Here is a 19,846-nt window from a genome sequence, read left to right as displayed (position 1 = left end):
GAAGATATGTGCATCCACTAGTGCTTTCGCAGGGACGACACCTGAGGGTGAGGTGCGATCTCGCCCAACAGTCGTCATTGCGAGAAGCGAAGCGACGAAGCGATGACGACGACAGCGAGCCCTACCGCTCCGCCCGCCCGATCACCGCCATCAACTCCGCGATCTTCTCGCGCTGATCCGCCTTATCCCCGCTCGAGATCGCGTGCTCGACGCAATGGGCGACGTGGTCCTTCAAGACCTCTTCCTCGACCCGGCGCAGCGCGGCGCGCACCGCCGAGATCTGCGTGACGATGTCGATGCAGTAGCGGTCCTCCTCGACCATTTTCGAGAGGCCGCGAACCTGGCCCTCGATCCGGCCGAGGCGTTTTCCGACGGATGCCTTGATGTCCTTGCGCATGGCGTCTATATACCCCTACCGGGTATAGGTTACAAGGCCGGAGTGCAGGAATGAACAACGCGGACCACAAGCATCATCACGACGGGGACACGCATTCCGGATGCGGCTGCCCCGCGAAGATCGCGGCGCCCGCTCCCAAGCCCGAGGCCTCGTCCTGCTGCGGCGGCCATGCCGGCCGTGCGCATCACCACGCCCATGACCACAGCGCAGCCGTGACAAAGGTGCTCGATCCCGTTTGCGGCATGACGGTCGATCCTGCGACCTCAAAGCACCGCTTTGATCATCACGGCGAGACCTTCCATTTCTGCTCGGCCGGCTGCCGCACCAAATTCGCGGCCGATCCCGAAAAATATCTTGCAAAGGAGAAGGCGCCCGAGCCGGAAATGCCGGCGGGCGCGATCTACACCTGCCCGATGCATCCGGAGATCCGCCAGGTCGGACCCGGCAGCTGCCCGATCTGCGGCATGGCGCTGGAGCCGGAGGTCGCGAGCCTGGAGACCGGGCCAAATCCGGAGCTCGCCGACATGACGCGGCGGTTCTGGATTGGCGGCGCGCTGGCCCTGCCGCCTGTGGTGCTGGAGATGGGCGGACACCTTGCGGGTCCGCACAACTGGATCGAGCCGACGCTCTCGAACTGGATCCAGCTCGTCTTTGCGACGCCTGTGGTGGTCTGGGCCGGCTGGCCGTTCTTCGTCCGCGGCTGGCAGTCGCTGCTGACGCGCAACCTCAACATGTTCACGCTGATCGCGATGGGCACCGGCGTTGCCTATGTCTACAGCCTGATCGGCACCGTCGCGCCGCAGATCTTCCCCGCCACCTTCCGCGGCCATGAAGGCGCGGTCGCCGTCTATTTCGAAGCCGCCGCGGTCATCACCGTCCTGGTTTTGCTCGGCCAGGTTCTGGAGCTGCGCGCCCGCGATGCCACGTCGGGCGCGATCAAGGCGCTGTTGCAGCTCGCGCCGAAGACCGCACGACGCGTCGATGCGGACGGCGGCGAGCATGAGGTCGAAATCGACTCGCTGCACGCCGGCGATTCCTTGCGCGTACGTCCCGGCGAAAAAGTGCCGGTCGACGGCGTCATTCTCGAAGGCCGGTCCTCGCTCGATGAATCGCTCGTCACCGGCGAATCCATGCCGGTCACCAAGGAGGTCGGCGCAAAAGTCATCGCCGGCACGCTCAACCAGTCCGGCAGCTTCATCATGCGCGCCGACAAGGTCGGGCGCGAGACGCTGCTGTCGCAGATCGTGCAGATGGTCGCGGATGCGCAGCGCTCGCGCGCGCCGATCCAGCGGCTGGCCGACCGGGTCGCGGGCTGGTTCGTGCCGACCGTCATCGCTGTCGCTATCATCGCCTTCGCCGCCTGGACCTGGTTCGGGCCGGAGCCGAGGCTCGCCTTCGGCCTCGTCGCCGCCGTCAGCGTGTTGATCATCGCCTGCCCCTGCGCGTTGGGCCTGGCGACCCCGATGTCCATCATGGTCGGCGTCGGCCGCGGCGCGCAAGCCGGCGTTCTGATCAAGAACGCCGAGGCGCTGGAGCGGATGGAGAAAATCGACACGCTGATGGTCGACAAGACCGGCACGCTGACCGAAGGCACGCCGAAAGTGGTCGCGATCCTGCCCGCGTCCGGCTTTGCCGAGGATGATATTCTTCGGCTTGCAGCCAGCGTCGAGCGCGCCAGCGAGCATCCGTTGGCTGACGCGGTTGTACGTGCAGCCAATGAGAAGCAGCTTGCGTTGAGCCAGGTCGAACAGTTCGATTCACCGACGGGCAAGGGCGCGACCGGCAAGGTCGATGGCAAGACCGTCGTCCTCGGCAACGCAAAGTACCTGACATCGATCGGAATCGACACCAACGCACTTGACGCGGAGGCTGAGCGCCTGCGGGGCGACGGCGCCACCGTGATCAACATGGCGATCGACGGCAGGCTCGCCGGACTGTTCGCCATCGCCGATCCGGTCAAGGCTTCAACCCCGGAGGCGCTGAAGGCACTCGCCGCCGAAGGCATCAAGGTGATCATGCTGACGGGCGACAACCGCACCACGGCCGAAGCCGTCGCGCGCAGGCTCGGCATCGCCGATGTCGAGGCCGAGGTGCTGCCGGACCAGAAGAGCGCGGTGGTGACAAAGCTGCAAAAAGCCGGCCGCAGCGTCGCGATGGCCGGCGACGGTGTCAACGACGCACCGGCGCTGGCGGCGGCCGATGTCGGCATCGCCATGGGCACCGGCACGGATGTTGCGATGGAAAGCGCGGGCATCACCCTGCTCAAGGGCGACCTCACCGGCATCGTGCGTGCGCGAAAACTGTCGCAGGCGACGATGAGCAACATCCGGCAAAACCTGTTCTTCGCCTTCATCTACAACGCCGCCGGGATTCCGATTGCCGCCGGCATCCTCTATCCCGCCTTCGGCGTGCTGCTGTCGCCGATCATCGCAGCCGCCGCGATGGCGCTGTCCTCGGTGAGCGTGGTCGGCAATGCGCTGCGGCTGCGCGCGACGCGGTTATAAGGGTCTTCGTAGCCCGGATGGAGCGGAGCGAAATCCCGGGGTCTGCTAACGGATCCGGCACTGCCCCGGATTGCGCTTCGCTCCATCCGGGCTACGGTTCAACGGACACAGGCGAGGCGCACAGAGAGGACCTGATGCAGCGAATAACGATCACGATCGAGGACGATTTGCTGGCGGAGATCGATGCCGCGGCCGAGGCACGCGGCTACCAGAACCGCTCGGAGATCATCCGCGACCTCGCGCGCGCCGGGCTGCAGCAATCGAGCGAGGACACGGCCCAGAGCGGCCCCTGCGTCGCCGGCCTCGTCTATGTCTACGACCACGCCGCGCGCGATCTCTCAAAGCGGCTGGTGCAGGAATTCCACGGCCATCACGACCTCGCGCTCGCGACGCTGCACGTCCATCTCGACGACAACAATTGCATGGAGATGACGGCGCTGAAGGGCGATGCTGCCGAGGTTAAGCATTTTGCGGATCACATCATCGCAGAGCGTGGCGTCCGTTATGGGCGTGTGGTGATGATCCCGATGGGAGAAGGCAAGCCTGCCAAGGCGCGGAAGCACGGGCATCGGCATGAGTAGGCTTTGAGCGACGCGGACGGCGAGACGGATGAGGGTATCTCTCCGCGAGTCGGGAATCGTAGGGTGGGCAAAGGCGCACTTGCGCCGTGCCCACGATTAAGTCGTGGGCATCTTCGCTTTGCCCACCCTACGATACTGTGGTCGCCGAGAGAGAAACTTCACGCTGCCTTCCCCGCACTCCCACCCGGCAACCCTGCCCGCGCGAGGCCGCCGTAGAGCTGCTCGTTCGGCATTTCCTCGCGCAGGATCTTGCGGACCGCGATCAGCCGGTCAAGATCGATCCCCGTGACAAAACCCTTGCTCTCGCAGAGGAACACGAGGTCTTCGAACACGACATTGCCGGTCGCGCCGGGCGCAAAGGGGCAGCCGCCGAGGCCGCCGAGCGAGCCGTCGAGGATACGCGCGCCTTCATCCAACGCAGCGGACGCATTGGCGATGCCCATGCCGCGGGTGTCGTGGAGATGGATGCAGATCGGCTTTGCGCCGGCGAGCTTGACCGCGGCGCGCGATAATTCACCCACCTGCTTCGGTCCGGCATAGCCGACAGTGTCGGCGATCGCGACGAAATCGACGCCGGCCTCGAGGCATTTGTCGACCAGCCGCAGCACCTCCTTGGGATCGACCGCACCGGTGATCGAGCAGCCCAGTGCCATCGAGATCGCGGCATTCACCAGCGGCTTGTGCGCGCTGGCGTCGCGCATCTCGCAGAGACGCTTCACATTGGCGATTGCGGACTCGCGCGAACGATGCGCGTTGGCCTGGCTATGCTCTTCGGTGGCCGAGACCACCGAGGCGATCTCGCCGACGCCGGATTCCAGAGCTTCATTGACCCCGCGCTCATTGAGCGCAAGCGCGACGCCGTGGGCACCGGGCAGGCTCGCCACCGTCGCGATGACATCGCCGACATCGACGAATTGCGGGAAGGTCTTTGCCGGCAGGAATGAGCCGACCTCGAAATGCCGGACGCCAGCGGCGTATTCCTCGCGCACCCAGCGTTGCTTGGCCTCGGTTGATGGAATCTTCTTCACGAGCTGCAGCCCGTCGCGCAAGCCGACCTCGCGCAGGCTGACGCGGTCAGCGGGGTAGATGGTCTCGATCCGGCTCATGCGCGCCTCCCAGCGGCTTTTGACGTAACGTCGTTGTTGTCGATCTCGGCGCGAACGGCGGATGTGTCGGCGCCCAGCGGCGCGACCTTCAGGCCTTCGCCAAAATGACTGCCGTTCCATTCGAGCGGCAGCGTCGGCACGTGGAACGGCTTGCCGTCGGCGGTGATGTTGGTGACGAGGCCACCCGGCCGCAGCACATGCGGGTCGCTGAGGAGGTCCTCGGGCCGGTTGATCGGCGAGAAGCAGATGTTGAGCGCGTCGAGCCTTTGCGACAGCTCCGCCACGTCCCGCTGCCGGATGATCTCGGCCACGCGCGGAAGGATCCGCGGCCGCGCCAGGATGCGATCGGTCGTGGTGCGCAAGGTGGGATCGTCGAGAAACTCGGTCAGGCCGAACTCCCGGCAGAACGCCTGCCAGTGGCCCTCGGTCACGACGCCGATGAAAATGCGGCCGTCGCCGGCGGCATCGAAAATATCGTAGATCGGCCAGGCATGCTCGCGCTCCGGCATCGAGCGCGGCTTGTTGCCGGTCATCTCGTATTCGACCATGTGCTGGGCGACCAGGAACAGGCAGTTCTCGAACAGGCCGATGCGAATGTCGGCGCCGTCGCGCTCGCCGCCGCGCTTCTGATAGAGTGCGGCGAGAATCGCGATCACCCCGAACATGCCGCCCATGATGTCGTTGGCGGAGGAGCCGACGCGCTGCGGCTTCTCTTTCGTGCCGGTCATGGCGGCAAGGCCAGACATCATCTGCACCACCTCGTCGAGCGCGGGACGGTGCTCATAGGGGCCGGACAGAAACCCCTTGTGGCCCGCGATGATCAGATGCGGATGGCGGCGGCGCAGTTCCTCGGCACCTAAGCCCTGCTTCTCGAGCTGGCCGTCGCGAAAATTTTCGAGGAACACGTCGGCCGTTTCCAGCAGGCGATGCATGGTCTCGCGATCCTCGGCCTTTTCGAAGTCCAGCACCACACTGCGCTTGCCGCGGTTGAACAGCGGGAAAAACGCAGTGCCCATGCCGCCGAGACTCCGCGTCTTGTCGCCGGCGGGCGGCTCGACCTTGATCACCTCCGCGCCGAGTTGGGCGAGGATCATGCCGCAGGTCGGGCCCATGACCATGTGGGTCATCTCGACGACCCGCACGCCTTCAAGCGGCAATCCGGTCTCAGCCATACCTCACTCCCTGTCCGTTCGCTTGCAAGACTAGGCCTTCACAAGCCTTCTTAAAAATATAATCTGTCGAAGATTGCCTTCGCAGTTTTAGAACGCTTGATCGCCCATGGATTCACGCCAGCTCCGCTATTTCATCGCCGTCTACGAGCAGCGGAACCTGTCGCGCGCGGCCGACCAGGTGAATGTCGCCCAATCCGCGCTCAGCCATCATATCTCGAATCTGGAAGCTGAGTTCGCAACGCCGCTGTTCGAGCGCAAGTCGCGCGGCATGGACCCGACCGCGGCCGGCGAGCGACTCTACGAGCACGCCCGCATCATCCTGCGCGCGATGGCGGAAGCCGAGACCGAGGTGCGCGAGGGCGCCCGCGTCATTGCCGGCGAGATCTCGATCGGCATGGCCAATTCCGGCGTCAAGGCGATCGGCGTCGAGCTGATGCGTACGGTGCTGACCAAATATCCCAAGCTCAAGCTGTCGCTGACCGAGAGCCTGTCGGGCGCGACGCTGATGCATCTGATGATCTCCAATGTCGATCTCGCGCTGGTCTACAATCCGCCGTCGGAGAAGGAGCTGATCACGGAAGCCGTGCTCGAAGAGGAGATGTTCCTCGTCGGCATTCCAAAACTGGTCGGCAAGAGCAAAACCCCGATCCGCTTCGAGGAACTGAGCCGGCTGCCGCTGATCCTGCTGCGTTACGGCCTCGGCCTGTCCTCGCGCGCGCTGCTCGACGATCCCGTGCTGCTCAAGCGGCTGGAGGGCAGCGCGATCCTGCACGCCAACTCGATCACGGGCATGACCGGCGCACTGGTGGAGGGGCTCGGCTGCACCATCGCGACAAAGCTGTTCGCACGCGAGGAACTCGCCGCCGGCCGCCTCGTCGCGCGCGAAGTGATCGCCCCGAAGCTTACCCGCACGCTCTATCTCTGCCGCCTGCGCAATCGCCCGATGACTTACGCGATGGAAGAGATGCGCCGGCTGATGCTGTCGCTGATCGCCGAGCAGGTGCGCGAAGGGGCCTGGCAGGCGGAGCTGATGGGGTAAAGCCCGCTCTTACGGGGCGAAAAAACCCGAGTTCGAAAATCTCGAACGTTCCCATCGATATGTTCGTCTGGATTTCCGCCCTTGACCCGCCAACATGGCGCGGTCCGGCAGAGCTTGCGAAAACCACAGAGATGAGCCGCCGGGAAACGCGCGCGATCCGCGCGCCACGGGGAGGACATCATGAGCGTTGTCGGCATCGACACAGGCTTTGAGCTCGGCGCTGCACCATCCGGACCGGACGAGATCTCGCGACGGCTCGAGGCGATGCCGGCGACGGGCTATGTCTGGAGGCTCGTCATCCTGCTCTCGCTCGGCGGCTGTTTCGAGATCTACGATCTGTTCCTGACCGGCTACATCGCGCCGGGGCTAAGCCGCAGCGGATTGCTCTCCACGACGACAACGGCTTTTTTCGGCTTCTCCGGCATCGGCGCCTTTGTCGCGGCGACCTTTGCCGGCCTGTTCGTCGGCACCTTCTTCCTCGGCTTCCTCGCCGACCGTTTTGGTCGGCGCGCGATCTTCACCTATGCGCTGCTGGGCTATACCGCGGCATCCGTGATCATGGCCTGCCAAACCTCCTCGGAAGGTCTGTTGCTCTGGCGCTTCCTCGCCGGGATCGGCATTGGCGTCGAGGTCATCACCATCGATGCCTACATCACCGAGCTGGTGCCGAGCCGGATGCGCGGACGCGCCTTTGCGGTGAACCAGTCGATCATGTTCATCGCCGTGCCCGTGGTCGCCTTTCTCGCCTGGTGGCTGGTGCCGCTCGCGCCTTATGGCGTCGAGGGCTGGCGCTGGGTGGTGCTGATCGGCGCCGCCGCCAGCATGATCATCTGGGTGCTCAGGCTGTTCCTGCCCGAGAGCCCGCTCTGGCTGGCACGTCATCGTCGCACCGAGGAGGCCTTTCGCATCCTTGCGACGCTGGAAGCCCGAGGCGGAGCGGCCGCGCCAAGCCCTTCATCTTCGCTCGCGCGACCAGCGGCGCAAACAGCCGCCCGCATCAACTTCGCCGATCTGTTCCGGCCGCCTTATCTGCCGCTCGTGGTTCTCTTCATGGTGTTCAACCTCTGCCAGGCCTTCGGCTTCTATGGCTTCGCCAATTGGGTGCCGACGCTGCTGGTCGAGAAGGGCGTCAATGTCACCAAGAGCCTGCAATATTCCTTCATCGTCGCCTTCGCCTATCCGATCGCGCCGCTGCTGGCCGCAAGCTTCGCCGACAAATTCGAGCGCCGCTGGATCATCGCCGGCGCCTGCATCGCCATCATCGCCTTCGGCATGGCGTTCGCGCAATTGACCGAGCCCGGACTGCTGATCGTCTGCGGCGTGCTGCTGACGGCCTGCAACACGACGATGTCCTACGCCTATCACGCCTACCAGACAGAGATGTTTCCGACCCAGATCCGCGCACAGGCGTCCGGCCTCGTCTATTCGATGAGCCGGCTCTCCGCGACGTTCTCCGGATTCATCGTCGCCTACATGCTGAAGGAGGCCGGCGTCACCGGCGTGTTCGGCCTGATCACCGTGGCCATGCTGATCGTGGTGATCGCGATGGCGCTGTTCGGCCCCAACGTGCGCGGCAAGGCGCTGGATACGATGTAGCCCCGTCGTCATTGCGAGCGCAGCGAAGCAATCCAGAATCTTTCCGCGGAGACAGTCTGGATTGCTTCGCTACGCTCGCAATGACGGAAGAGAGAGCCTCTCCCCGCAACGACGGGGAGAGGGAGAGGAGAGAGCGTCTACACGCTCACGCTGCGAGCAGATTCTGCAACGCCGCTCCGTTGGGGACGCCAAGACCTGAGCAGGCGTCCCAGCCGGGACCGGCCTTGTACATGCCGTGGAGATCGCCGGTGATGTCGTTATTGCCGACCGTGATGTCGCGGAACACACCTTGCGCATGCGAGGCGTAGATCAGCGGGTTGATGAAGCCGACCGTCTTGCCGAATTTCTTGGTCGTGGCCTCGTTGATGCGGGCGATCAGTCCGGCCATCAGCGGCGCCACCGCACTGGTGCCGCCGATCGTCGTCATGACGCCATTGAGGAAGATCTGGTAGCCGGTCGCAGGATCCGCATCGCCGGAAACGTCGGGCACGCCGCGCCCGACCGAATGCGACGGCGATTTCGGCACATGCGCATGGGCCTGGTATTGCGGCCTGGGGAATACGATGCTGACGCCGCCGCCACCCGCGCCGTCCTGCGGGCCACCGTTCCAGACCGTTTCGGTGATCGTGCCGTTCGAGGCCCGCAAATTGGTCCCGCCGCAGGCCAGCGCAAACGGGCTCGAGGCCGGGAAATCGGCGTGCGGCTTGCCGTCCCACCCCTGCGCCATGTCGGCGGAGCCGTTATCGCCGGATGCGACACAGACGGTGACGCCCATCGCGGCGGCATCGCGGATCGCCTCGTTGAGGCCGTCGACGAATTGCTGTGAGCCGGCCGGATCTTCCGGTCCGCCCCAGCTGATCGAGATCACCGAGGGTCTTCGCGCGGTGTCGTGGACTGCGGCTTTCACCGCATCGATGAAGCCGTTGGTGGTATTCGGCGCGAAATAGACCACGATCCTGGCGCCGGGCGCGATCGCGCCGGCCACCTCGATGTCGAGCACGACCTCGCCGTCGGCCTCGGAATGGCCGGGCTTGTTGGCGCCGCCGTCGACGCTTGCGGGCACGATCTGCGGCATCGGAATGCCCGCCTTCTTGAAGAAGGTTTTCAGATCCGAGGTCTTGTAGCCGGCGCCCGTGGGGTGACCCTTCTGGTCAATGTCGTTGAGCTCGATGATGGCGATGCACTGGCCCGCGCCGGTCTCGCCGCCCGGGAAGTTGTAGAGCTGCGCGATCTGCTCGACCGAGAAGCTGCCGCCCTGCCCCGCACGCGCGGTCGCGCCCTTTTTCGCGGTCTTACTGGCAGTCTTGCGCCGGAAATGCGGCTGCGCCACCGGCCGGTTGTCCAGGCCGTGCACGCCGACCACGATGCCTTCGAGCTCGGCCGGGATCTGCACATTGCCCTTGCGCATGCGATAGGTCGCGCCGTCGTGCTTGACCTTGTTGAGCTTGACGCCGAAGGCGGCGCTCATCGCCTTCACCGTACCGGTCAGCTTCACCGTGCGGGAGGCCAGGTGCACGCTCTTGACGTTGAGCTCGTGGTGATGGGCGAAATCGTCGATCTTGGCGACGTCGGCGGGATCGGCGCCCATCTGCTCGGCGAACTCGGCGCGGGAAAGATACTCCCGCTCGCGCGGCGGTTGCGCGCCGAGCGCCATCACCTGTTCATCGTCGGCGCGCTTGGCACGCAGGCGAACGCTGATCTCGATTTCCTGCTTGGGATCGGCCGCGCCGACGAGCTTGGCGCCCTTCGGCAATTTCCGGGCGCTGTTCACGAGCGCAACACGCTTGGTCGAGCTTGCCATGACTTCCTCCGTTTGTGATTGGAAGGCGGATTGTCGCACCTCAACTATAGGTGTAATCTCAGCGGCGAATTGGTTCAGATGATTGAGCGATTTTTTTCAAAACTAGTCTTGTTTTACAGAGTCAATTCTCTGCTGCTTCAAATCGGCACGAAATCGGTCAATAGTGCGGACCATTCGCGCCTACTTTTTCGACCTCAGATTGCAACCGTTGACTGCCCCGGCCGACCAATGAAAGACGCTTGTCAAAAACAATTGGCGGAGACCGCGTGATGCCTGCTGACCGCAAATGGGTTGAGAAAAATCTCGGGTTTGATCCGATCACCACACCGCCTCCGCGCGAGACCTTCGTGGTCAAGCGCATCGCGGATGCCGCCGTGAAGAAGACCGCGAAGGTCGCGCCGGAAGACTTTCAGCGCGAGATCATCGATTTCGATTCCGAATCGACCGAAGGCCGCGCGTTCATGGCCTTCTCGACCGCGACCGGGCTGTCGCGCTTCACCGATATTCCCTGGCCCAAGGGCCTTGCGCCGCAGACCGGGCCGAAGCCGGCGGGCAACGGCAAGGGCCCCTTGCCGCGCGCCGACGTGCTGGTCGTGACCTGGACCGTCGACGAGGGCCACGCGCTCAGCCGCGTGCTGACGCCGGGCAAGGACTCGCACAACGACTATTTGCCCTACACGCATAATTACGCGACCATTTCGAAGAAGATGCGCAACGGCTGCCCGGCCAAGGAGCTGAAACGGCTCGGCGCCTTCTGGACCACGACGATCGGCAAGAAGAAGGTCGTGGTGTTCAAATCCGACTCGCACATGTCGCAGGACGGCCCGCAATTGCCGAACATCGACGTCTGGCGACAGATCATCACCGAGGTGCAGCCCACCCTCGTGATCACCACCGGCACGGCCGGCGGCATCGGCAAGCAGGTCGAGGTCGGCGACGTCGTGGTCAGCCCGATCGTGCGCTTCGACTGCCTCTCGAAGTTCAAGAAGCAACCGTTTGCGCAGGAGCATTTCTCCAGCAAATCGGCCAAGACGACGAAATACGCGACGGCCAAGACGCTGTTCAAGGCCAATGCCGGGCAATTGCCGAAGACGAACACCCGCGCGCCGAAGATATTCGTCGTCGCGCTGAGCGGCCTTTCATCCTCCGTCGTGACCACCGATTTCTTCGGCTTCGACACCTCGGACAATCACTTCGGTCTGCAAGGGCTCGGCGACGTCTCGGAGATGGGCGACGCCATCCTGGGTCTCGTCGCCCAGGAGATGGGCGCCAAGGCGCCGCGCTGGCTCGCGATCCGCAACGTCTCCGATCCGCAGATCAAGGCTGAAGGCACGCTGAAGCAACAGGAACAGGTCGCCGCCCAGATCTACAAGGGATTTGGCCGCTGGAGCACGGTCTGCAGCGCCATCACGTGCTGGGCGAGCATTGTGGCGGAACCATAGGCCATGATCCGGAAAAGTGTGACGCGGTTTTCCCTCGCGACAAACGCGGAACGCGTTTGCGCGGAGATCATGCCCCATACATAAAGCCGCATCGGCCCAAGGGTCCGCCTCCCTTGCCGAAGCGGCCCGGGGTGTCTACCTCTCGCGGGTGATTTCGTGAGAGGTTCCCATGTTGGATGCCGCCGTCAAGGCGTTGTCGCAAATGATATCGCCGCCGATGCGTTCGATCCTGTGGCGGTCGATCGGGCTTGCGCTGGTGCTGATCGTCGTGCTCGCGATCGGGTTGCAGCGGCTGCTGAGCTGGTTCGCCACCTATGGCGAGGTCTGGCTGGAGGGCCTGCTCGGGCCGAGCTGGCACTCGTCGCTGGAGGTGCTGTCCTGGATCATCTCGATTGCGGCCGGTTTCGGCGTCGTGTTCGGCAGCGTGTTCCTGATGCCGGCGATCACCTCGCTGGTGGCGAGCTTCTTCGTCGATGACGTCGCCGACATCGTCGAACGTGAATATTATCCCGCCGAGCGGCCGGGCACGGCGCTGCCGTTCAACCAGGCCATCTCCGAGGGCATCAAGACCGCGCTGCTGACGATCCTGGTCTATCTGATCGCGCTGCCGTTCGTGTTCCTGGCCGGCGCCGGCTTCCTGATCTTCTTCCTCGCCGCTGCATGGCTGTTGGGTCGCGAATATTTCGAGCTCGCCGCGATGCGCTTCCGCTCGCCGGAGGACGCCAAGGCGATGCGGCGCGACAATGCCGCGACCATCTTCACCGCGGGCCTCTTCATCGCGGCCTTCGTCTCGATCCCGATCGTCAATTTGGCGACGCCGATCTTCGGCATGGCCTTCATGGTCCACATGCATAAGCGGCTGTCCGGACCGCGGCCCGAGCTGATCGAGCCGGCCCGGCAGATGCGGTGACGCTTTGCTCCCTCTCCCGCTTGCGGGAGAGGGTTGGGGTGAGGGTGTCTCCGCAATGGGACAATCCCTCCCCTAGGGGAAAGAGCCCTCACCCGGCACTACGTGCCGACCTCTCCCGCAAGCGGGAGAGGTTACTCCGCCGGAGCGGGCACCGCGCTCTACGCGACCTTCACGCCGCATTTTCTCAGCAGCATCTTGGCGAAGCCGAACGGCGACGGTGTGAACGGGCCCGGCGGTGCGCGGGTGATCAGTGCGATGAAGCCGAGCGCTGATATCGCCAGCCAGAAGCACAGCCAGAAGCCGTCGATATAGGCGAGCACATTGGCCTCGCGCTGCACGAAGCTTGCGAGCGTGCCCACGGCGCGCGCCTGCGCGGAGCCCGCGCCATGGGCCGCGAAGTGATCTGCAAGCTGCTTGAGCGCGCGCACCACGTTGACGTCGCCAACCTCCAGGTTCTGGCCGAGATAGAAGGAATGGACCTGCTCGCGGACGCGCAGCCACGTCCCCATCAGCGCCACCCCGATCTCGGCGCCACCGAGCCGCATGATCTGGATATAGGCGGCAAAGGCGGTGGCCCGGCTGGGGTCGGAGTTCGACACCGCCAGGATGATGATCGGCAACAGCGTCGTCGCTTGACCGACCGACTGCAGCAGCACGATGCCGATAAAATCCTCGCGCGCCCAGTCATGGGTGAGCTGGGTGCCCCAGAGATTGGCGGCGGCAAAGCAGGCAAATCCCAGCACCGTCACCACGCGCGCATCGAAATGCCGGAGCAGCCAGATCGAGATCGGCACCAGCACGAACATCGGCATCGCGCCATAGGTGAGCAATAACAGGCCGCTCTGCTCCGGCCTGAGCAGGACGACGTTACCGAGGAAGTTCGGCACCAGCGTCGAGTTGGAGAGCGACGTCAGCGTGTAGAGCAGGATCACGACCAGCGACAGCCCGACATTGCGGGAGAACAGGACGTTCACATGCGCCCAGGGCTGGCGGGCCAGAACCTCGTTGATGATGAAGGCCACGAACAAGACACCACCGCCGACCAGCAGCGCCATCACCGTGCCGGAGCCGAGCCAGTCCAGCCGATTGCCCTGGTCGAGGCCCGCATAGATCATCCCGACCGATGCGCCGAGCAGCAGCATACCGCCCCAATCGGCCTCGCGCAGCAACGCGCGGTTGACTGGGTCGTTCGGCGTGCCCAAATAGACCATCAGGCCCATCAAGGGCGCGATCACGACGCTCTGCCAATACAGCCATTGCCAGCCGAGATGATCGACATAGAAGCCGACCAGCGAGCTCGATGTATCGAGCGCGAAGCCGACGCGGATCGAATAGAGCGCGATCGCCGGCAGCCACCAGCGCATCGGCAAATTGCGGAACACGATCATCAGGGTCGCCGGCACGAAGGTACCGAGCAACAACCCGTGCACGACGCTGAGGGCGATCAGCGTCGGATAATCGCGCAGGAACGGAAGCACCAGCGAGACCGCGGCATAGACGAGGCTGGGGATACCAAGCACGCGCCGCAGGCCGAACACTGTCGCAAGCCACGCCACCGCCGGCGCGATGAAGATCTGCGAGCCGATGCCGGCGGTAGAGAGCCAGGCACCCTCGTCGAAGCTGAGCGAGAATGCGCCGCGCAAATCGGGCAGGCCGACAGTGGTCAGGCGGCTGTCGAAATTGGCGAGGAACGAGCCGAGCAGCACCGCCGCCACGGCGAACAGCGGCTGTGGCGCGACGCCGCCGCGCGAGACCGGTCCGCGGCTGGCGTCGTCATTTTCCGCCATTCATGCCCGCAGTGTTGATGTTGGTGACGACCGACATGCCGGGCACGAGGCGATCTAACAGCGGCTGGTTGTCGTCGAACTGAATGCGGACGGGAATGCGCTGCACGACCTTGGTGAAATTGCCGGTCGCATTATCAGGCGGCAGCAGCGCGACCTGTGCGCCGGTCGCCGGTGCGATGCGCTCGACCCTGCCGCGCAGTCTTTCGCGGGGGAAACTGTCGACGGTGATCTCGACCGGCTGGCCTGGCACCACGTGCGTGAGCTGGGTCTCCTTGTAGTTCGCGATCACATAGACCTTCGGCAGCGGCACGACGTTGATGAGGCTGGTCCCAATGTTGACGTAATCGCCGGGCTGCACCTGGCGCTCGCCGACGACGCCATCGAATGGCGCCGTGACTTTGGTGTAGCCGAGCTTGAGCTTGACGCTCGCCAGCGTCGCCTTGGTGGCATCGAGATCGGCGGCGCGCTGCTTCTTGGTGCCTTGCAGCACCTCGAGCTGATGCTGCTGGGCTGCGATCACGGCGCGGCTGGCGCGCACGTCGGCCTGCGCCTTGGCAAGACCCGCGACCGCCTGCTCGAGCCGCTGCCGCGTGCCGGCTTCGGTTTGCGTCAGCGATTGCTGGCGCTCCTGTTCCTGCTTGGCCTCGACCTCAAGAGCTTCCGCCGACAGGCGCGCGGCCTCGGCCTGCGCGATGGTCGCGTATTGCAGCTCGATCTGGTTGGCGAGATTGTCGAGCACGGCTTGCGCGGCGGCAACGGCGGCCTCGGACTGCGCGACCTGGGCCTCGTAATCGGCGGGATCGATCTGGATCAGGAGATCGCCGGCTTTGACGCGCTGGAAGTCGGTCACCGCGACGGTCAGCACCTCGCCGGAGACGCGGCTCGCCAGCCGCGTCAGCTCGGCGCGCACATAGGCGTCATTGGTGGTCTGGACCACGGCATTGCCGACCCACTCGTCGAACCGCAGCGTCGCCAGCGCGACGAAGGCGAGCGCGACGATGACGGCAAACAGCGGGATTGCGAACCGGCTCCAGAGCGAACTCGCCGGCGGCTGCGTCGGCTTGGATTGCATCGCCGGCGCGGCCGGCTGAGGCGACGGGGCTTGTTCCTGCTGGCTCACGACATGACCTCAAAACCGACTTGCTTCACATCGTTCCGGAACGACGACGAATACTGCCATCACACCGTCTTCTCCGGCCACCGGCAGAGATCATTGATCAGACATACCTCGCAGCGTGGCTTGCGCGCGAGGCAAGTATAGCGGCCGTGCAGGATCAGCCAATGATGGGCATGCAGCATGAATTCGGCCGGGATCACCTTTTCGAGACCAAGCTCGACCTCGAGCGGCGTCTTGCCAGGCGCGAGCCCCGTGCGGTTGCCGACGCGGAAAACATGCGTATCCACCGCCATGGTGTGTTCGCCGAAGGCCATGTTGAGCACGACGTTGGCGGTCTTGCGTCCCGCGCCCGGCAGCGATTCGATCTCGGCACGTGTGCGCGGCACCTCGCCGCCGAAATCGCTGAGCACCTTGGCCGACAGCGCGATCACGTTCCTGGCCTTGGTGCGATAGAGGCCGATGGTCTTGATGTACTCGCGCAGGCGTTCTTCGCCGAGATCGAGCATCTTCTGCGGCGTGTCTGCGATTTCGAACAATGCGCGTGTCGCCTTGTTGACCCCCGCATCGGTCGCCTGCGCCGACAGCACCACGGCAACCAGCAGCGTGAACGGGTTGACGTGCTCGAGCTCGCCTTTCGGCTCGGGATTGGCCGCACGGAATCGGCTGAAGACCTCGCGAACTTCGGCCGGCGTCCAGGGTTTGATAGAATTGGGTTTTGGCGCTTTAAGCGATTTCTTCGCGGGCGCCGATTTCTTGGCGGAAGGCTTTTTCTTAGCGGAAGGCTTGGGCTTCGCGCTGGCTGCCTTTGCCTTTTTCTTCGGCACCGTCTCTTTGCGCGGGGCCGGCTTGCGGGTGATTTTCGCCATGATCGGGATATACTGAGGGACGATGAGCACAGGCAACGAAATTGAGCGCCAAGACCTTGAAGATCAGGATCTTGAAGATCATGCCGAGCAGCAGATCTTCTCCGCGCTGCTGACGCCGCATCGCTCGCTGAACCGCACCGGCTTCCTCGCCGTGATGCTGTTCCTGAGCGTCGTCAGCTTCGTCACCGGCCTCGTCTTCCTGATGATGGGGGCGTGGCCGGTGTTCGGCTTCTTCGGCCTCGACGTCCTGGTGATCTGGTGGGCCTTCAAGGCCAATTTCCGCAGCGCGCGGGCGCGCGAGGAGATCACGGTCACGACGACAGAACTGCGCGTGCGGCGGATCAGCCACCGCGGCCAGGTCGCCGAATGGTCCTTCAATCCGCTCTGGGTCCGCCTCGACATGGAAGTCGACGAGGATTTCGGCATCGAGCATCTCTATCTGATTTCGCGGGGTCACCAGATCCAGATCGCCCGTTTTTTGGGGCCGGATGAAAAAGCAAGCTTTTACAAAGGCTTGATCGAGGCACTCAACGCCGCCAAGCGTGGCCCGACCTACAACCCGGTGACCTGACGCGCAGTCGGAAATCGGGTGGTTTCCCACCCCTGCCGCGCCTACATTTCCGGTCATGATGACACTTGCCATACACGACCAGCGCCTGACCAAGCCGGGCCCCCAGAACGCCGCGTTGCGCGACTATGATTCCGTGCGCCGGGCGATCGCCTTCATCTCGGAGAACTGGCGCGCGCAGCCGACCATCGAGGCGATGGCCGATGCGGCCGGCGTCACGCCGGATGAGCTGCACCATCTGTTCCGCCGCTGGGCCTCGATCACGCCGAAGGCTTTCATGCAGGCGCTCACCCTCGATCACGCCAAGGGGTTGCTGCGGGACTCCGCGAGCATCCTCGACGCGGCGCTCGATTCAGGTCTCTCGGGGCCGGGCCGGCTGCACGATCTCTTCGTCACCCATGAAGCGATGTCGCCCGGCGAATGGAAGAACGGCGGCGCGGGCCTGACCTTGCGCTACGGCTTCCACCCCTCGCCATTCGGCACGGCGATCGTGATCGCGACCGATCGCGGTCTATCGGGACTTGCCTTCGCCGATCCCGGTGAAGAGAAGGCAGCGCTTGCCGACATGACGCGGCGCTGGCGGAACGCAACTTACATCGAGGATCATGAAGGCACCGCGCCGCTCGCCCAGCGCATCTTCGATACAAAACTGTGGCGGCCGGATCAGCCGCTGCGCGTGGTGATGATCGGCACCGATTTCGAGGTGCGGGTGTGGGAGACGCTGTTGAAGATCCCGATGGGGCGCGCGGTGTCCTATTCCGACATCGCCTGCAACATTGACAATCCGAAGGCCTCGCGCGCCGTCGGCGCGGCGATCGGCAGGAATCCGGTCTCCTTCGTCGTGCCTTGCCACCGCGCGCTCGGCAAGAGCGGCACGCTCACCGGCTATCACTGGGGCATCACCCGCAAGCAGGCGATGCTGGGCTGGGAGGCCGGGCAAGTCGCGCAGTAACCGCCGCGCACGTCGATGCCTCCCGCTTGCGGCGTCGACCGCCGGCGGATCACGATCGCTCGGGGATGACCGGCAAGACCACGTGCGATGGGCGATCGCGGTCCAGATAGATGCTGTTGCGCGCCACCCGGCGCGAGAGGCCCTTGCCCTCGGGTGCGCCGGTGTTCGGGTTGACGTCGAAGTGAGGAAAGTTGCTCGACGAGACATCGAGCCGGATGCGGTGCCCGCGCTTGAAGAGATTGGCCGTGGGGAAAGCCTCGACTGTCACTGCAACGGGTTCGCCCGGGGGAAGCAGCTCGGGCTTCTCCCAGGAATTGCGATAGCGCAGCCGCAGGATGCCGTCGGTCAGGTTCATGGCGAAGCCCTGCGGATAATCGTCAGACGACGGATAGACGTCGATCAGCTTGATGGTGATGTCGGTATCGGGCTGGTCGGACGAAACCCAGAGATGAGCCACGATCGACCCGGTGATTTCGATGTCTCGATCGAGCACCGGCGTCTCGAAGACCAGCACGTCGGGGCGTGCGGCAAGCGGAAGATAGGGCTCGCGCGAGCCGAAGAAGCGCGGCCCCTCGGTCTGGTCGAACGCCCCGCCAGCCATCACGGGAGCGCCTGAAGTCACCGTGCCACCGATCGTGGGCACCGGATGCGCCGGATCGAAATCGAAGGTCAGCGGCTCGGCTGCGGCCGCAGGCGGCTCCTGCGCCAGCCGGCCATTCTCATGCAGATGGTAGGGCGTATTGCGCGCATCCGGGATGGGCCAGTCCTTTTCGGCGCGCCAGTGCCCGCCGTGGTCGAGCCGGCCTGCAGCGTTGCGGCGGCCGGAGCCGCCTCCCATCACGAAAACCCGCACCGCCGGCTCTTCGGCCACACCGTTGGGCTCGCCTTTCAGCCAGGCGTCGAACCAGCGCAATCTCAGGCTGAGATAGTCCTGCGCCAGATTGCGGTCGAGCGTGGCGGCGGGCCCGAAATCGACGTCGCCTGCATAGGTCAGCGAGCGGTCGCCGTGTGTCCAGGGACCAAGGATCAACCTGACCGGGCCCTTCTTGCGGGCCTTGAGACCCATGTAATTTTCGGTCGCCGTGCGCGGATAGGGATCGAACCAGGCCGACATGTGCACCATCGGCGCGTCGCTGAACTGGTCGTAATAGCCCGCCGCGTGAATGCCGATCTGTTTCCAGTAATCGTCGAAATTGCCGTGTTCCCACTGATCGTAGACGTAGTTTTCGTATTCGGGAGCGGGCGTCAGCGGAGAATGGCCGCGCTTCCAGGGCATGCGTGCGAACCAGGCCTTCAGGTCGATCGCTTTCATTTCGGCGAGCCGGACCGGATCGTTCTGAACCGCCGGGCTGACGATTCCGTTGTTGAAGCCCCAAGTCACCTGCTTCAGCTCGAAGGCTCCGCCCTGGCGAATCCCGCCCTGGTAGGAATTGGAGAAGCCGCCGCAGTCGAGAAACATAGCGGCAATGCCCGGCGGGTTGGTGCAGCCGAGCGCGCCCTGGGTATGAGCCGCGTAGGATAACCCCATGGTGCCAATCTTGCCGTTGCACCATTGCTGAGCCACGATCCATTTGCAGCAATCGTAGCCATCGTTTCCATCGCTCAAATATTTGACGAACTCGCCTTCGGAATCATAGCGCCCACGGCAGTCCTGATAGATCACGACATAGCCGGTCCTTGCAAAGAACGCCGCGACCTCGGCACGCGACTTCGGCTTCGGCTCCGCGACGGATAATTCGGATCGACTGACGATATTGCGGCCGTAGGGGGTCCGCTCGAGAATGACCGGAAACGGGCCGGGCAGCGCCTTCCCGTTCAGCGCGGGGCGGTAGACATCGGTGGCAAGCCTGATGCCATCGCGCATCGGCACCATGATTTTGGCTTCGAGAATCACCTCGTAGGACTGGGCCGCCTTTCCGGCACCGGCGACCGACATCAAACCAAGGCCAATGCCGAGCTTGGCGGCTTCACGTCGGGAGATTCCACTCCGTGCCGAACCGTCCATGGA

Annotated in this window: 16 protein-coding genes; 8 read left to right on the top strand and 8 right to left on the bottom strand. The window is 64.4% G+C overall.

Going from position 1 to position 19,846, the window contains the following annotated elements:
• Positions 1-121: 121 nt before the first annotated feature.
• Entirely contained in the window at positions 122-397 is a 276-nt protein-coding gene (locus tag V1280_RS30455; RefSeq protein WP_063685637.1) for a metal-sensitive transcriptional regulator, read from the bottom strand.
• A gap of 50 nt (positions 398-447) precedes the next feature.
• Between V1280_RS30455 and V1280_RS30450 the strand changes: the two genes are divergently transcribed.
• Positions 448-2,901, top strand: coding sequence for a heavy metal translocating P-type ATPase (locus tag V1280_RS30450; protein WP_334533015.1), 2,454 nt, complete (start codon positions 448-450; stop codon positions 2,899-2,901).
• 134 nt (positions 2,902-3,035) lie between these two features.
• A complete protein-coding gene (gene nikR, locus V1280_RS30445) occupies positions 3,036-3,482 on the top strand; it encodes a nickel-responsive transcriptional regulator NikR (RefSeq protein ID WP_334533012.1) in 447 nt (148 codons plus the stop codon).
• Between the two features lie 158 nt (positions 3,483-3,640).
• On the opposite strand, the gene V1280_RS30440 is transcribed toward nikR, so the two are convergent.
• Together V1280_RS30440 and V1280_RS30435 are read right to left on the bottom strand one after the other, a co-directional pair.
• Positions 3,641-4,588 (bottom strand): hydroxymethylglutaryl-CoA lyase, encoded by a 948-nt coding sequence (locus V1280_RS30440; protein WP_334533009.1) that lies wholly within the window; start codon positions 4,586-4,588, stop codon positions 3,641-3,643.
• Complete coding sequence (locus V1280_RS30435; protein WP_334533006.1) at positions 4,585-5,760, bottom strand: CoA transferase; 1,176 nt, start codon at positions 5,758-5,760, stop codon at positions 4,585-4,587. The genes V1280_RS30440 and V1280_RS30435 overlap by 4 nt, the downstream gene beginning before the upstream one ends.
• A 106-nt stretch (positions 5,761-5,866) precedes the next feature.
• On the opposite strand from V1280_RS30435, the gene V1280_RS30430 reads away from it, so the two are divergent.
• Positions 5,867-6,799 (top strand): LysR family transcriptional regulator, encoded by a 933-nt coding sequence (locus V1280_RS30430; protein ID WP_334533003.1) that lies wholly within the window; start codon positions 5,867-5,869, stop codon positions 6,797-6,799.
• A gap of 180 nt (positions 6,800-6,979) precedes the next feature.
• Complete coding sequence (locus tag V1280_RS30425; protein ID WP_334533000.1) at positions 6,980-8,395, top strand: MFS transporter; 1,416 nt, start codon at positions 6,980-6,982, stop codon at positions 8,393-8,395.
• 145 nt (positions 8,396-8,540) lie between these two features.
• On the opposite strand, the gene V1280_RS30420 is transcribed toward V1280_RS30425, so the two are convergent.
• On the bottom strand, positions 8,541-10,196 hold the full coding sequence (locus V1280_RS30420) for a S53 family peptidase (protein WP_334532997.1): 1,656 nt from the start codon (positions 10,194-10,196) through the stop codon (positions 8,541-8,543).
• Positions 10,197-10,465: 269 nt separating this feature from the next.
• Here V1280_RS30420 and V1280_RS30415 point away from each other — a divergent pair, with 269 nt between their 5' ends.
• Positions 10,466-11,638 carry a phosphorylase family protein gene (locus V1280_RS30415; protein ID WP_334532995.1) on the top strand — a complete coding sequence of 391 codons (1,173 nt, stop codon included), beginning with the start codon at positions 10,466-10,468 and terminating at the stop codon, positions 11,636-11,638.
• A gap of 169 nt (positions 11,639-11,807) precedes the next feature.
• Positions 11,808-12,548 (top strand): sulfate transporter family protein, encoded by a 741-nt coding sequence (locus tag V1280_RS30410; RefSeq protein ID WP_334532993.1) that lies wholly within the window; start codon positions 11,808-11,810, stop codon positions 12,546-12,548.
• A gap of 158 nt (positions 12,549-12,706) precedes the next feature.
• Here V1280_RS30410 and V1280_RS30405 read toward each other — a convergent pair whose 3' ends face one another.
• From V1280_RS30405 to nth, 3 genes are read right to left on the bottom strand one after another with little or no spacing between them, the layout of a single operon-like run.
• A complete protein-coding gene (locus tag V1280_RS30405; RefSeq protein WP_334532990.1) occupies positions 12,707-14,335 on the bottom strand; it encodes an MFS transporter in 1,629 nt (542 codons plus the stop codon).
• Positions 14,322-15,455, bottom strand: a complete 1,134-nt coding sequence (locus V1280_RS30400) for an HlyD family secretion protein (protein WP_334532988.1) — start codon at positions 15,453-15,455, stop codon at positions 14,322-14,324. Before V1280_RS30400 ends, V1280_RS30405 begins: the two co-directional genes overlap by 14 nt.
• Before the next feature lie 59 nt (positions 15,456-15,514).
• Complete coding sequence (nth, locus tag V1280_RS30395; RefSeq protein WP_334532985.1) at positions 15,515-16,318, bottom strand: endonuclease III; 804 nt, start codon at positions 16,316-16,318, stop codon at positions 15,515-15,517.
• Between the two features lie 22 nt (positions 16,319-16,340).
• Between nth and V1280_RS30390 the strand changes: the two genes are divergently transcribed.
• Together V1280_RS30390 and V1280_RS30385 are read left to right on the top strand one after the other, a co-directional pair.
• Positions 16,341-16,889, top strand: a complete 549-nt coding sequence (locus V1280_RS30390) for a DUF2244 domain-containing protein (protein ID WP_334532982.1) — start codon at positions 16,341-16,343, stop codon at positions 16,887-16,889.
• A 55-nt stretch (positions 16,890-16,944) separates the two neighbouring features.
• Complete coding sequence (locus V1280_RS30385) at positions 16,945-17,838, top strand: bifunctional helix-turn-helix domain-containing protein/methylated-DNA--[protein]-cysteine S-methyltransferase (protein WP_334532979.1); 894 nt, start codon at positions 16,945-16,947, stop codon at positions 17,836-17,838.
• 49 nt (positions 17,839-17,887) lie between these two features.
• On the opposite strand, the gene V1280_RS30380 is transcribed toward V1280_RS30385, so the two are convergent.
• A complete protein-coding gene (locus V1280_RS30380) occupies positions 17,888-19,843 on the bottom strand; it encodes a CocE/NonD family hydrolase (RefSeq protein ID WP_334532976.1) in 1,956 nt (651 codons plus the stop codon).
• Between the last annotated feature and the right edge of the window lie 3 nt (positions 19,844-19,846).

This window comes from Bradyrhizobium sp. AZCC 2230, from assembly GCF_036924495.1.
In the GTDB taxonomy this organism is placed as follows: Bacteria; Pseudomonadota; Alphaproteobacteria; order Rhizobiales; family Xanthobacteraceae; genus Bradyrhizobium; species Bradyrhizobium rifense.
This window is presented reverse-complemented; position numbering and strand designations above follow the sequence as displayed.